Raw genomic sequence first — 14,647 nt, forward strand, 5'->3', positions numbered from 1 at the left:
CTACTCCGCCTCAAAGGTCAGCATATATTCCACCGAACGGCGATCGTAATCGGGGTTGCCTTTCACGTTTTCCGAAAATTCTGCCCAAACTTTGTTGTTGCCTTTTTGCGGTGTAAATTCGGCTATGCCTTTTTCATTAGTCAGATTGAACGGCGCGTCTTCACCCAATCCCACTTTAATATCTTTCACCGGCTTGCCGTTGTGTAACACCAAAATCGGTAGCGGTTTACCCGCTTGCGCTTTCTCTTGCGGCACCAGTTCATATTCCATGCCATGGGCTTTCAACGCCTGCGCGTCCCAACGCAACAACGCTTTGCCGAACTTCACCGGGTTCACGGCAAATTCCGCAGTGGGCTCTTGTTGTTTGCTTTTTTCTACATATTTGCCGCTTGGCAGCTTTGACCAGACGCCGTTATCAAAACGGATAAAAACTTGTGACGCATTTTCAGCATTGAGATAGGCTTCGCCTTGTTTAAATTGATGGGTTGCGTTAGTGAGGTTGCCGTTGTTATCCAGCAATTTAACGGTTTTTAGCTTGTGTTCCGGATAAATTTCCGTTTGTTCATGCCCGAATTTCACTACATATTGCCCGGTAGAATTCGCCTCCTTGACGGGTTCCAGCCATACGTTGTGAGCGTTAGCAACGGATGCCGCGAAAAGTGCGGTCAAAATAGCGGTTGTTTTTTCGAATTTCATGTGATCTCTCCTTTTATCAATTAAAATTTGATACCATAATAAAATATGAAGTAACTTTAGAATCAAGTGTTTTTTTGAGAAAAATACGGGAAAAATGAGAGAGATAAGTGTGTGGATAATTAGGTTTCCGCGTACGGCAAACGCGTACGCGGCGGGAATGCAGAGGGAAAATAAACCGTTAATTCAACTCCGCCAACATGGCGACAACCATGTCGGACGATTGTTTGGCAGCGAGCGGTAGAAATTCTTCAAAAGACATATTAGCTTTGCCATCGCCCGCATCGGAAATGGCGCGCACCACCACGAAAGGCACGTTAAACGCATGGCAAACTTGCGCAATAGCTGTGGCTTCCATTTCCACCGCGATGACATTTGGGAAATCCTGCTTAATCTGCGCCAAACGTTCTCCGCCTTGAATAAAGCTATCGCCGGAACAAATTAAACCGCGTTTTACCCGTTGCCCAAGTTGTTTTGCAGTACGTTCCGCCAATTCGACCAAACGGGCATCAGAAACAAAAGTGACAGGGCATGCGGGTAGCTGTCCTTTGGCATAACCGAAGGCGGTCACATCGGCGTCGTGGTATTGGGTTTCGGTGGATACAATCACATCACCGACGTGCAATCCCTCTGCCACCCCACCGGCGGAACCTGTGTTAATCACCAGGTTCGGCTTAGCAAGTTGCAATAAAGCGGTGGTGCCCATGGCAGCAGCGACTTTGCCAATACCCGATTGCAACAAGGCAATATTTTTGCCATGAATTTTACCTTCATAAATCGTACCGGAAACCAATTTTGTGACGTTTTTATCCGTCATTAACCCAACCAAAATTTCCACTTCCTGCGCCATGGCGCCGACAATACCAATTTTCATATTTATCCTTGCGTTATTATTTTCTATTTACTAAAAAATCCAACACGGCGAGCGCATAATCATCGTTATACAGCGTGCTGGCGGTCAAAACGTATTTGCCGTTGATGATCACATAAGGAAAGGTGAACACACCATACTCTTCCGTCATCAGCACGGCGTTATTCACTTTTTGGTGAATCTGATCGGAATGATACATTTCCAAGAAACTATCGCGCTCAATGCCTTGTTTTTGCAGCCAATGTACCAGATTTTCAATGCGGGATAATTTGATATAACGCTGCCGTTCCGAGGTTTCAAACAGTAATGCGGAAGACAGATGCTCCACATTTAAAGCTTGTAAACTGAAGAAAACACCGGCAGTGAAGCGCGCTTTGTTGGTAGCGACGGGGAATTCTTCCAATACTACACGATCACGGTTGATTTGCGTGTAAAGTTCTAAAATATCCTGTGCGGAGGAACAAACACGGCAGTCATAATCAAAAAAGAACTGAATAATAACGCGGTGATCATTACGGGCAGGCATGGCGATAGGATATTCGTAAGAGAAATAATCTTTGCCATCTTCAAATTCCGGACTTTCTTCATCAAGCAAAACAGCAGGATCAGGCGCAACGGATTCATCACCGGCTTGTGCCGCAGCGAATCCGCCTACGCATAATAGCATGATAAACAATCCGACCCGCAACATGACTGACTCTAATTCTCTAAAGGTTCAATATAATCAATTAATAACTGAATATCCCGATTGCCGCGAAATTCATTAATGTCTAACTTATATACCAGTTTTGCTGTTTTTATTGATAAATCAGGATAATAGCGCGTATCCACATTAAATGCGATAGCATCCATCAATGGTCCGCCCAGTTTGGATTCCACCATCATTTTTAAATGTTTTTCCCCTACCAAGCGCTGTTGTAGGATTTTAAACTCGCCGTCAAATAAAGGTTCGGGGAAGGCTTGCCCCCAAGGGCCGGCAGATTTTAAACGTTCCGCCGTATTCAGATTCAGCTCATTCACGCTCAGTTCGCCATCCGTCCAAATGCTGCCTTGTAATTGTTCCTGAGCCAACAACTCACTGACCGTCTCGTTAAAAATGCGTTGAAAATCGGCAAAATAGTTTTCATTAATGCTTAAGCCCGCCGCCATTGCATGACCGCCGAATTTTAAAATTAAATCCGGGTGCTGCGAATAAACCCGTTCCAGCGCATCACGAATATGTAAACCCGGAATGGAGCGTGCGGAACCTTTTAAAATGCCATCTTGCTCCTGTGCAAAGGCAATCACCGGGCGGTGAAATTGGTCTTTAATACGCGATGCCACAATGCCCAGTACACCTTGATGCCAATCCGCCTGATACAGCACGATGGAATGTGGCAATTGGTTTTCAAGTGCGGTGAGATTTTGGCATATTTTTAAAGCTTCCAGCTTCATGCCCTGCTCGATTTCTTTGCGCACTTGATTTAAGCCGTCTAATTCTAACGCCAAGGCACGGGCGCTTTCCATGTCTTCTGCTAGCAATAATTCAACGCCTACGGACATATTATCCAAACGTCCCGCCGCATTTAATCGCGGTGCAATAGAAAAACCCAAATCCGATGCGGAAAATCCCGCTAAATCCCGTTTTGCCACTTCTGCCAAAGCTCGAATACCAAAACGGCAACGCTGCGCTTTAATACGCGCCAAGCCCTGATACACCAGAATGCGATTGTTTTGATCCAACGGCACTACATCAGACACCGTACCTAACGCCACCAAATCCAGCAGTTCGGTGAAATTCGGCTGATTTTTGGCGTCAAACATGCCCAATTCACGAAATTTCGCCCGCAAAGCAAGCATAAGATAAAACGCCACGCCCACACCGGCAAGATTTTTCGACGGAAAACCGCAATGGGCAAGATTCGGATTGATGATGGCATCGGCACTCGGCAAGCTTTCCGGCGGCAAATGATGGTCGGTGACGATAACATTCACGCCCCGTTCTTTTAGAAACGCTACGCCCTCATGAGAAGACACACCATTATCCACCGTGATAAGCAGTTCAACATCCAGCGCCAATGCCTCTTGCGCCACTGCAACACTTAAACCGTAACCTTGCTCGAAGCGATTCGGTACCAAATAAGCGACGTTGACAAAACCAAGCTGGCGCAACGCCAACACCGCCAATGCCGTGCTTGTCGCACCGTCCGCATCGAAATCGCCGACGATAACGATTTTTTGCTGTTTTTCGTAGGCTTCCAGCAAAAGCGCTACAGCATCATCCAAACCGGACATCAGATTCGGGTTGTGAATGGCGGCTAAAGTGCGGTCTAACTGGCAAGCGTTTTTAATGTGCCGCGAGCGATAGAGACGATCCAAGAGCGGATCGTCACAGAGTTTATTACCTGCCGGCACTTCACGGCGTAAGATTTGTTTTTGCACAGCTGACCTGTATTATCCTTCTAACGCCGCAAGTAAATCAGCAGGTTTTAGATAACCACCAATAACTTCGCCTTCACTGGTAATGATAGTCGGCGTTCCGTTTACACCAAATTGAGCGCCAAGCAAATAATGTTTTCTCACCACATTCGGGGTCTTCAATTCTTTTGGAAGATTGCCTTTTTCCGCTTCGTTTAAAGCGAATGTTGGGTCTTTTGCGGTAAAAATCGCTTCCATTTGCCCTGCAGTTTGACTCTCCATACCTGCACGCGGGAACGCCAAATAACGTACGGTAATGCCTAAGTCGTTATATTCTTTCACTTGTTGATGTAACAAATGGCAGTAATGGCAGGTAATATCCATAAATACAGTAATGACGTGTTTTTCATTTTTTGCCGGATACACAATCATTTCATTTTTCAGCGCATTTAATTTATCCAGCAACACTTTATTAGTGACGTTGCTAATGCCTTTATCGGTTAATTTGTAGATTTTACCTTGTAATAAATATTCGCCGTCTTCACTTGCGTAAAAAATGCCTTGGTCGCTTACGACAGTTTTCAAGCCTTTAATCGGTGAAGTTTGAATATCAATATCTTTCACACCAAGCTTTTCCAATTTACTTTTCAGTGCAACATCATTTGCCGTTACACTCATAGATATAGCCAAAAGAGAAAGCGTAGTAATAATTTTTTTCATTTCTGTTGTTCCTAAATAAGTGAAATTGAGCGTGAATTATAAAAGTAATTGACGCGTTATGCAAAATTCACAGAATTTCACAGTTGGAGTTTCGTTCGCTCTACCCAATTCCCGCAAAATCCCTTATAATCCCGCACTTAATTTACCTTTTTACGAAATTCATTATCATGTTTGAAATTAATCCTATCAAAAATAAAATCGCCGATTTAACCGACCGCACTTCCGTGCTTCGGGGGTATCTTTGACTTCGACGCCAAACTGGAGCGTTTAGAAGAAGTCAACGCCGAACTGGAACAGCCTGACGTATGGAACGATGCAGAGAAAGCGCAGGCGCTCGGCAAAGAACGCGTTTCTTTAGAACTGGTGGTCAACACCATTAAAAATCTGGAACAAGGCTTGGAAGATGTGGACGGACTGTTGGAACTTGCCGTGGAAGCGGGTGATGAAGACACCTTCAACGAAGCCATCACCGAATTAAATGCGCTTGAACAACAACTCGAAAAATTAGAATTCCGCCGTATGTTCAGCGGTGAACACGATGCCTGCGATTGCTATGTGGATTTACAAGCGGGTTCAGGCGGTACGGAAGCGCAGGACTGGACGGAAATGTTATTACGGATGTATTTGCGTTGGGCGGAAAGCAAAGGCTTCAAAACCGAATTAATGGAAGTTTCCGACGGCGATGTGGCAGGGTTGAAATCCGCCACCATCAAAGTGAGCGGCGAATACGCCTTCGGTTGGTTACGCACCGAAACCGGCATTCACCGTTTGGTGCGCAAAAGCCCGTTCGATTCCAATAACCGTCGCCATACCTCTTTCAGTGCCGCATTTGTGTATCCTGAAATTGACGACGACATTGACATCGAAATCAATCCGGCAGACTTGCGTATCGATGTCTATCGCGCGTCCGGCGCAGGCGGTCAGCACGTAAACAAAACCGAAAGTGCGGTGCGAATTACCCACATACCAAGCGGCATTGTAGTGCAATGTCAAAATGACCGTTCCCAGCACAAGAATAAAGACCAGGCAATGAAGCAGTTAAAAGCGAAGTTGTACGAGCTGGAATTGCAAAAGAAAAACGCCGACAAACAAGCCATGGAAGACAATAAATCCGACATCGGCTGGGGCAGTCAAATTCGTTCTTATGTGTTGGACGATTCCCGCATTAAAGATTTACGCACCGGCATTGAAAACCGCAATACGCAAGCGGTGTTAGACGGCGATTTGGATCGTTTTATTGAAGCGAGTTTAAAGGCCGGCTTGTAAAAGTGCGGTCGTTTTTAAGAACGTTTTTTAAAGTTAAAAATGAAAGGTAAACAAAAATGTCAGAACAAGAAGTCAAAGAATTAGACCTGAACGGCGAAATGTTGGTGCGTCGTGAAAAATTAGCCGCCTTGCGCGCCAAAGGCAATGCCTTCCCGAACCAATTCCGTCGCGATGCGCTTGCACAGGATTTGCACGATAAATATGATGCCGAAGAGGGCGAAGCATTAAAAGAAAAACACATTGAAGTTACCGTTGCCGGACGTATCATGACTCGTCGCGCCATGGGTAAAGCCACCTTTATCACCATTCAAGATATGAGCGGCAAAATTCAGCTTTATGTGGCGCGCGATAACTTGCCTGAAGGCGTTTATAAAGATGATGTAGGTCACTGGGATTTGGGTGACATTGTCGGTATTAAAGGTTCGCTATTCAAAACCAAAACCGACGAACTCACCGTGAAAGCCACCAAAGTTCAGTTATTAACCAAAGCCCTTCGCCCGCTGCCGGACAAATTCCACGGTTTAACCGACCAAGAAGTGCGTTATCGTCAACGTTATTTGGATTTAATTTCTAACGAAGAATCCCGCCGCACTTTCATCATTCGTTCTAAAGTCGTCGCCGGCATTCGTGAATATTTCCTTTCCAAAGGCTTCATGGAAGTGGAAACCCCAATGTTGCAAGTGATTCCGGGTGGTGCAGCGGCTCGTCCGTTTGTCACACATCACAATGCCTTAGACGTGGATATGTATTTGCGTATCGCACCGGAACTTTACTTAAAACGTTTAGTGGTGGGCGGCTTTGAACGCGTATTCGAATTGAACCGCAATTTCCGCAACGAAGGTGTTTCCGTGCGTCACAATCCCGAATTCACCATGCTGGAATACTACCAAGCCTACGCCGATTACCATGATTTAATGGACAACACCGAAGAATTATTGCGCAAATTGGCGATTGATATTTTAGGCACCACCATCGTGAAATATGGCGACTTAGAATTTGATTTCGGCAAACCGTTCGAGCGTATCACCTTACACGACGCCACCATTAAATACGGCGCCGAAAAAGGCATCGTAAAAGAAGATTTATACGACTTCGACCGTGCCAAAGCTACCGCAGAACGCTTAGGCATTGAAGTACAAAAATCCTGGGGCTTAGGCAGCATTGTGAACGCCACCTTTGAAGAAGTGGCAGAACATCACTTAATTCAGCCGACTTTTTTAATGGCTCACCCTGCTGAAATTTCACCGCTCGCCCGTCGTAACGATGAAAATCCGGAAGTCACAGACCGTTTTGAACTCTTCATCGGCGGACGTGAAATCGGTAACGGCTTCTCAGAATTAAACGACGCCGAAGACCAAAACGACCGTTTCGACGCACAAGTCGCCGCCAAAGAAGCCGGTGATGACGAAGCGATGTTTAAAGATGAAGACTTCGTGATCGCACTCGAACACGGCTTACCACCAACAGCTGGCGAGGGCTTAGGCATCGACCGCCTGGCAATGCTCTACGCCAACGCGCCATCTATCCGTGATGTGATTTTATTCCCGGCAATGCGGCAGAGGTAATAACCTTGAAAAAAGTGATGATCTGAAAAGGTCATCGCTTTTTCTGTAGTTCGCAAACCTCCTACATAAAAAAACTAGGTATCACATGACATTTCAACTTCTCCTTTCAAAACACATTTGTGATCACCGATTGAATTTTATTCGGGCGGCAATGCCTAAATAACGATTAACCGAATTAATAGGCTTAGTATGTTTAAAGTTTCTAAAGAATTTAGCTTTGATATGGCGCATCTGTTGGATGGGCATGATGGGAAGTGTCAGAATTTACACGGGCACACCTATAAATTGCAGGTGGAAGTGCGTGGAGATTTGTATCAGGAAGGTGCGAAACAAGGCATGGTTATTGATTTCAGCGATTTGAAGAAAATCGTCAATCACGCCATATTGGAACCGATGGATCACGCATTTATTTACGATCAAACCAGTGAACGTGAGAGCAAAATCGCATCTCTATTGCAACAGCTTGATTCTAAAACCTTCGGTGTCCCTTTTCGCACTACGGCGGAACAATTGGCTCAATTTATTTTTAATCAGTTGAAATATCAGAAAAACCTTCCCGTTTCCGCCATTCGTCTATGGGAAACGCCCACATCATTTTGCGAATATGGGGAATAAGTGCGGTGCAAAATAGCAGTGTTTTTATGCCTTCTTACAACATCGTTGAGATTTTTGAAAGCCTGCAAGGCGAAGGTTTTAACACCGGTATGCCGTGCATTTTCGTGCGCTTCGGCAAATGCAATCTCGCCTGTCCTTGGTGTGATACTAATTATAATCAATTCGAACGCATGACGCTGGCGCAAGTGATGGAAGAAGTGCGGTCATTTTCTTCAAAGAATATTATCATCACCGGCGGCGAACCGACGATTGTTCCAAATATTGAAATCCTGCTTGAACAAATGAAATCGGAAGGTTATTTCCTCGCCATTGAAACCAATGGGCTGAAACCGATCCCACCACAAATTGATTACATCGCGACCAGTCCGAAACGCTTGTATCCACACAAATATGAACGACGTTGTATTGATTTTGCCCATGAAGTTCGTATCGTTGCAGATGAAAACGTTATGGCATTTTGTGAACTTATTGAAGACAAAATCCGCGCCGAGCGCTATTACCTTTCTCCTTGTGAAATTAACGGCAAAATGAATTTGCTGGAAACCATCACCCAACTTGGGCAATTAAATCAACGTGTAAACAGACCAAAATGGTTATTAAGTGTACAAACACATAAATTAATTGGCATTGAATAAATTTTTTTAACGAAATAAGCAGATTTTACTTGATCGCTATATATTAAATTGTATAATGAAGCTGTTTTTATTTAAGGTGGTCGTCATTCTTAAACACAGTGGCCGGTGCAAACAACTCCCCCATGTCTTTACCAAAAGATCTTCGCACCGGTCATTTTTTTCTTCTTATTCCTCCCCAAAGCCATTATCATTACGCCATTCCTTTCTTTATTCAGAGAATAGTTATGCAAAATTTAGCCCTGGAAAATCTACTTAATCAAAAGCTCAGCAGCCATCTTATCAATGATTACGCGCCGAACGGATTACAGGTAGAAGGCAAACCTGAAGTTAAAAAAATCATCACCGGCGTGACCGCCAGCCAAGCCTTAATTGACTATGCCGTTGCACAAAAAGCCGACGCGCTACTCGTTCATCACGGTTATTTTTGGAAAAGTGAGAACCCTTGTATTCGCGGCATGAAAGGCAGACGTATCAAGGCGTTGCTGGTAAATGACATCAATTTATACGGCTATCATCTGCCACTGGACGTCCACCCCGAACTGGGCAACAACGCCCAATTAGCCCAATTATTAGGCATTGAAAACCTTCAACCATTGGAACAAGGCAGCTTCAGCATCCCGGTTTGGGGCACTTTAAAAGAACCGCTTAGCGCCGAACAATTTGCCCAACGCATTGAGCAAACACTCGCCCGCAAACCGTTAATTTGCACGGAAAACGGACCGCACTTTATTCGCAAAGTCGGTATTTGTACCGGCGGCGGACAGGGTTATATAGATCTTGCCGCCGCACAAGGTTGTGACGCCTTTATCACCGGTGAAGTTTCGGAACAAACCATTCATTCCGCCAGAGAACAAGGGGTTCATTTCTTTTCCTCCGGTCATCACGCCACCGAACGTTACGGGGTGAAAGCATTAGGCGAATGGCTGGCAAACGAATATGGTTTTGAGGTGGAATTTAAGGATATGGATAATCCGGCGTAACTGGTTAAACCAAAAATCGTTACATTGCTCAAGGTCGGCAAAACAAGTATAATCTCGCCAATTTTTTCACTAAAACAAATAGGAATAACTATGGGTTTCTTAACAGGTAAACGTATTTTAGTCACAGGTCTCGCCAGCAATCGTTCCATCGCCTACGGCATTGCGAAAGCGATGAAAGAACAAGGTGCGGAACTGGCTTTCACTTATTTAAATGAAAAATTACAACCGCGCGTAGAAGAATTTGCCAAAGAATTCGGTGTGAACATCGTGCTTCCGTTGGACGTTGCCACTGATGAAAGCATTCAAAACTGTTTTGCGGAATTAAGCAAACACTGGGATAAATTTGACGGTTTCGTGCACGCCATTGCATTCGCACCGGGCGATCAACTCGATGGCGATTACGTGAACGCGGCGACCCGTGAAGGCTATCGCATCGCCCACGACATCAGTGCTTACAGCTTCGTGGCAATGGCGCAAGCGGCACGCCCGTATTTGAATCCAAACGCCGCCTTACTTACCCTTTCTTACTTGGGCGCAGAACGTGCTATTCCTAACTACAACGTCATGTGTTTAGCCAAAGCTTCTCTTGAAGCGGCAACCCGCGTAATGGCAGCGGATTTAGGCAAAGACGGCATTCGTGTGAACGCCATTTCTGCCGGCCCGATTCGTACCTTGGCGGCATCCGGCATCAAAAACTTCAAGAAAATGCTTTCTGCTTTTGAGAAAACTGCGGCATTACGCCGCACCGTAACCATTGAAGATGTGGGCAACTCCGCCGCATTCCTATGTTCTGGTTTAGCTTCCGGCATCACCGGTGAAATCGTGCACGTGGATGCCGGTTTCAGCATCACCGCCATGGGAGAATTAGGCGAAGAATAATTTTTTCTTCCTTCACTTATCGGCAGGTTTTTTAACCTGCCTTTTTAGTTTTTATACCAATTATTAGACGTTATGTTTCAAGATAATCCCCTACTCGCCCAATTAAAACAACAAATTCACGACAGCAAAGAACGTGTGGAAGGCACGGTAAAAAGCACTGATAAAGCTTACGGTTTTTTAGAATGTGACAAAAAAAGCTATTTTATTGCACCGCCGGCAATGAAAAAAGTGATGCACGGCGACAAAATCAGCGCCACTATTGAAAAACAGGGCGACAAAGAACAAGCGGAACCGGAAGCCCTGATCGAACCAATACTCACCCGTTTTATCGCCAAAGTGCGGTTCAATAAAGACAAGAAATTACAGGTATTGGTCGATCACCCGAATATCAATCAACCCATTGGCGCCGCGCAAAACAAATCCGTAAAAAAAGAGTTACAGGAAGGCGATTGGGTGGTGGCATCACTTAAAACTCATCCGCTGCGTGATGATCGTTTTTTCTATGCGCAAATTACCCAATTCATTTGCCACGCCGATGATGAATTGGCGCCTTGGTGGGTCACCCTTGCCCGTCACGAGCAACCACGTGAGCCTGTTCAGGGGCAAGATCAATATGAAATGCAGGATAAAGAAACGCGCGAAAATCTGACCGCACTTCACTTCGTCACCATCGACTCGGAAACCACGCAGGACATGGATGACGCCTTATATATTGAGCCGTTAACCTCAAATAATGAGCAAACCGGCTGGCAATTGCTTGTGGCGATTGCCGATCCGACGGCTTATATCAGCTTGGATTCGCAAATCGAGAAAGATGCTAAGCAACGCTGTTTCACCAATTATCTGCCGGGCTTCAACATCCCAATGTTACCACGCGAACTCTCCGACGAGCTTTGTTCCTTAAAACCTAACGAAACCCGTCCCGCACTGGTTTGTTATATTCAAACGGATTTACAGGGCAATATCATCGCGCCGGCAAAATTTGTGTTAGCGAATGTACAATCGAAAGCTAAATTGACTTATAGTCGGGTGTCCGATTATTTAGAAGGCAAAGAAAATGCCTGGCAGCCGGAAAACCAAGACATGGCACAGCAAATTCATTGGCTGCATCAATTTAGCCTTGCCAGAACACAATGGCGCAAAACCCATGCCCTATTGTTTAAAGAAAAACCGGATTATTCTTTCGTGTTGGGAGAAAACGGCAAGGTGCAGGAAATTAAGGCGGAATATCGCCGTATTGCCAACCAAATCGTGGAAGAATCCATGATTATCGCCAATATCTGCGCCGCTCAATTTTTACAGAAAAACCTGCAATGCGGTATTTTCAATACGCACAGCGGATTCGACAAAAAATTCCTGGAAAACGCCCATCATTTTCTGTTAGCCAGTTTAGCAAACGAAGAAAACAAAGCGGAACTACAAGCCCGCTATACCGTAGAGCATTTAGCGACGCTAAACGGCTACTGCCAAATGCGTCACGATATTGAACCGATTGAAGGGGATTATTTGGAATTCCGCCTGCGTCGATTCTTAACTTTTGCAGAATTTAAAGCGGAATTGGCACCGCACTTTGGGCTGGGATTGAACGGTTACGCTACTTGGACGTCACCGATTCGGAAATATTCCGACATGGTGAATCATCGCCTGATTAAAGCTTATTTAGCCCATCGCCCTTATGAAAAACCGGAAGAAAGCGTGCTGGTGCGCTTGCAAGAAGCCCGCCGCCAAAATCGCCTGGTGGAACGTGACATTGCCGATTGGCTATATTGTCGCTATCTTGCCGATAAAGTTGCCGAAAAAGTGGAATTTGAAGCAGAAGTACAAGATATTACCCGTGGAGGTTTACGTGTTTTATTGTTGGCAAACGGCGCGTCCATATTTATTCCTGCCTCAACCTTGCACGACAACAAAGAGGAAATTGTTATCAATACCGACGAAATCGCCTTCTATGTCAAAGATCAGCGTCTTTACAAGATCGGAGATATTTTACGCGTGCAACTCACGGAAGTGAAGGAAGCAACACATAGTATTATGGGGATGGTCATCAAGTAAAAAAGTGCGGTGAATCTTAAAGATGTTTTCAAAACGCTCGAAAAAATCACCGCACTTTTGACCAAAAAAATCCTGCTTAACGATTTATTTAAGCAGGATTATTTTTTTAGCTAATTAATTAGCTTGCACAAGCTTGACAAGCTGCCTGGAACATCCAAACCAGTTTTTCTTGCTCTTTTATGTAATCACTCATTTGTGAAACAGTGCCTTCATCACCGGCTTCGCCGGCAAGGGCTAAAATCTCCCGCTGTTGGGCAAGCAACACTTTAAAGCCTTCTAGCGTGCCTTTTAAACAAGTAATTGCGTTGCTTACAGCAATATCTTCTTTAATACGTGCGAGAGTTAAATACTGACTGAATGCGTTATTTGGTGTATAACCCAAAGTTAAAATGCGTTCTGCAACCCCATCTACTTTTTCCACAAGGTCAGTATAAACTTCCTCAAATTTTGCATGTAATTCAAAGAAATTGACATCTTTAATATTCCAGTGATAGCCACGCACGTTGGTGTAAAAAACTTGGTAAGTCGCTAATAATTCATTTAACTTTGAAGCCAACATTTCTGATTGAGCAGTATCTAAACCAATAAATGTTTTTGACATAATATTTCTCCTCTACTTTATGGTTTGTGCATCTTACTAATTTAATAAAAAAGATAAACGATCTAAACTACAAGACCGAGCATTTTATTCGCTTGAGTATAGAAAAAAGTTCATAATAGAGCAAGTTGTTACATTAAATAGAATTGATAGACTTTAAAAATCAAATAACAAATAATAATTTTCAAAGTATTAAAGTTAAGGATAATAAATGAGCGAAGTAAGCCAACCACAAGTTGAAAAATCAAAAAACACACGCCGAAAAGCATTAGGTATTTTCTTTTTTATTTTGATTCTTATTAGCTTCTTGAGCGGACTGTACTGGTTCTTTTTTGTAAAAACCTATCAAACTACCGAAGATGCCTATGTAAGTGGCAATCAAGTGATGATTTCCGCACAAATTGCCGGTAATGTGCGCCAAATTAACGCGGAAAATATGGATTTAGTTCACGCCGGCGATGTATTACTGGAGCTTGATGATGCCGATTATCAACTGAGTTTCAGCCAAGCACAAAATACTTTGGCAAGCGCCGTACGTCAAATTTCACAACTGGGTTATACAGTCAAACAGCTTGAAGCTACCGTTCAAGCCAATCAAATTGCACTGAATAAAGTACAGGGTGACTTAGCGCGTCGTGAAATGCTGGGGAAAAGCGGCGCAATTGATAAAGAATCGCTGCAACATGCCAGAGAAGCCGTAGTGATCGCAGAGGCGAATCTGAAAGCGGTTAAAAATCAGCTTGCCGCCAATCAATCCTTACTTCTGAATGTGCCGCTTAAGGAACAACCGGAAATTCAAAAAGCCATTAGTTCGCTAAAACAGGCTTGGTTAAATTTACAACGCACCAAAATTGTCAGCCCGGTGGACGGTTATGTGGCACGTCGCAGCACACAAATCGGGCAAAAAGTCGCTGTTGGCAGTACATTAATGGCTGTTATTTCCAACGACAAAATGTGGGTGGATGCCAATTTCAAAGAAACCCAACTGAAAGATATGCGAATCGGACAACCGGTAAAACTGTCTTTTGATTTATATGGTCATGATGTGAAATTCGATGGCAAAGTAGAAGGCATTGAAATGGGCACCGGCAGTGCATTTTCTTTATTGCCTGCACAAAATGCCACCGGCAACTGGATCAAAGTGATACAACGGGTGCCGGTGCGCGTTAGCTTAGACGCGCAACAACTTGCCCGTTACCCCTTGCGAATCGGCTTATCTACCTTGGTTGAAGTGAATATTGCCGACACGAGCGGTGAAATCTTATCGCAGAAGAAACGCACGACACCGCTCTACTCCACCAACACCCTAGATTACGACCAAAGTGCGCTGGAAAATTTGATTGAAAAAATTATCAGCGACAATACCAACTAGAGTT

General features: G+C 44.4%; 14 protein-coding genes and 1 riboswitch. Of the genes, 8 read left to right on the forward strand and 6 right to left on the reverse strand.

Features of this window, described 5'->3' with window-relative positions; genetic code table 11:
• From LIN98_RS07680 to dsbC, 5 genes are all read right to left on the reverse strand, one after another.
• Nucleotides 1-696, reverse strand: a complete 696-nt coding sequence (locus LIN98_RS07680) for a DUF4198 domain-containing protein (RefSeq protein WP_005538320.1) — start codon at nucleotides 694-696, stop codon at nucleotides 1-3.
• Between the two features lie 178 nt (nucleotides 697-874).
• The gene (locus LIN98_RS07685) at nucleotides 875-1,567 is read right to left on the reverse strand and encodes a 5'-methylthioadenosine/adenosylhomocysteine nucleosidase (protein WP_005545834.1); all 693 of its coding nucleotides are present in this window, start codon (nucleotides 1,565-1,567) and stop codon (nucleotides 875-877) included.
• Between the two features lie 16 nt (nucleotides 1,568-1,583).
• Nucleotides 1,584-2,255 (reverse strand): thiol:disulfide interchange protein DsbA/DsbL, encoded by a 672-nt coding sequence (locus LIN98_RS07690; protein WP_005570091.1) that lies wholly within the window; start codon nucleotides 2,253-2,255, stop codon nucleotides 1,584-1,586.
• 8 nt (nucleotides 2,256-2,263) lie between these two features.
• Nucleotides 2,264-3,985 (reverse strand): single-stranded-DNA-specific exonuclease RecJ, encoded by a 1,722-nt coding sequence (gene recJ / locus LIN98_RS07695; protein ID WP_148321884.1) that lies wholly within the window; start codon nucleotides 3,983-3,985, stop codon nucleotides 2,264-2,266.
• Between the two features lie 12 nt (nucleotides 3,986-3,997).
• A complete protein-coding gene (dsbC, locus tag LIN98_RS07700) occupies nucleotides 3,998-4,681 on the reverse strand; it encodes a bifunctional protein-disulfide isomerase/oxidoreductase DsbC (RefSeq protein WP_005545830.1) in 684 nt (227 codons plus the stop codon).
• A 167-nt stretch (nucleotides 4,682-4,848) separates the two neighbouring features.
• Between dsbC and prfB the strand changes: the two genes are divergently transcribed.
• The 7 genes from prfB to rnb all read left to right on the forward strand — a co-directional run bounded on the left by prfB (nucleotide 4,849) and on the right by rnb (nucleotide 12,673).
• A protein-coding gene (gene prfB, locus LIN98_RS07705; protein WP_181893445.1) for a peptide chain release factor 2 occupies nucleotides 4,849-5,947 on the forward strand; the annotation gives its coding sequence in 2 pieces (ribosomal slippage) (nucleotides 4,849-4,923 and nucleotides 4,925-5,947; 1,098 coding nt in all).
• 56 nt (nucleotides 5,948-6,003) lie between these two features.
• A complete protein-coding gene (gene lysS / locus LIN98_RS07710) occupies nucleotides 6,004-7,512 on the forward strand; it encodes a lysine--tRNA ligase (protein WP_005566753.1) in 1,509 nt (502 codons plus the stop codon).
• A 39-nt stretch (nucleotides 7,513-7,551) separates the two neighbouring features.
• A riboswitch (PreQ1 riboswitch) is annotated at nucleotides 7,552-7,596 on the forward strand.
• 105 nt (nucleotides 7,597-7,701) lie between these two features.
• The gene (queD, locus tag LIN98_RS07715) at nucleotides 7,702-8,127 is read left to right on the forward strand and encodes a 6-carboxytetrahydropterin synthase QueD (RefSeq protein WP_005545823.1); all 426 of its coding nucleotides are present in this window, start codon (nucleotides 7,702-7,704) and stop codon (nucleotides 8,125-8,127) included.
• Nucleotides 8,128-8,153: 26 nt separating this feature from the next.
• Entirely contained in the window at nucleotides 8,154-8,762 is a 609-nt protein-coding gene (locus LIN98_RS07720) for a 7-carboxy-7-deazaguanine synthase QueE (protein ID WP_014167720.1), read from the forward strand.
• A 224-nt stretch (nucleotides 8,763-8,986) separates the two neighbouring features.
• Entirely contained in the window at nucleotides 8,987-9,742 is a 756-nt protein-coding gene (locus LIN98_RS07725) for a Nif3-like dinuclear metal center hexameric protein (protein WP_005566757.1), read from the forward strand.
• 90 nt (nucleotides 9,743-9,832) lie between these two features.
• Entirely contained in the window at nucleotides 9,833-10,621 is a 789-nt protein-coding gene (locus LIN98_RS07730) for an enoyl-ACP reductase FabI (protein WP_005545817.1), read from the forward strand.
• A 72-nt stretch (nucleotides 10,622-10,693) separates the two neighbouring features.
• Nucleotides 10,694-12,673 (forward strand): exoribonuclease II, encoded by a 1,980-nt coding sequence (gene rnb / locus LIN98_RS07735; RefSeq protein WP_148326188.1) that lies wholly within the window; start codon nucleotides 10,694-10,696, stop codon nucleotides 12,671-12,673.
• Between the two features lie 118 nt (nucleotides 12,674-12,791).
• On the opposite strand, the gene LIN98_RS07740 is transcribed toward rnb, so the two are convergent.
• Nucleotides 12,792-13,274, reverse strand: a complete 483-nt coding sequence (locus LIN98_RS07740) for a Dps family protein (RefSeq protein ID WP_005544145.1) — start codon at nucleotides 13,272-13,274, stop codon at nucleotides 12,792-12,794.
• 208 nt (nucleotides 13,275-13,482) lie between these two features.
• Between LIN98_RS07740 and LIN98_RS07745 the strand changes: the two genes are divergently transcribed.
• On the forward strand, nucleotides 13,483-14,643 hold the full coding sequence (locus LIN98_RS07745) for an EmrA/EmrK family multidrug efflux transporter periplasmic adaptor subunit (protein ID WP_249856103.1): 1,161 nt from the start codon (nucleotides 13,483-13,485) through the stop codon (nucleotides 14,641-14,643).
• The last annotated feature ends 4 nt before the right edge of the window (nucleotides 14,644-14,647 follow it).

It is taken from the genome of Aggregatibacter actinomycetemcomitans (genome assembly GCF_023518055.1).
Lineage (GTDB): Bacteria > Pseudomonadota > Gammaproteobacteria > Enterobacterales > Pasteurellaceae > Aggregatibacter > Aggregatibacter actinomycetemcomitans.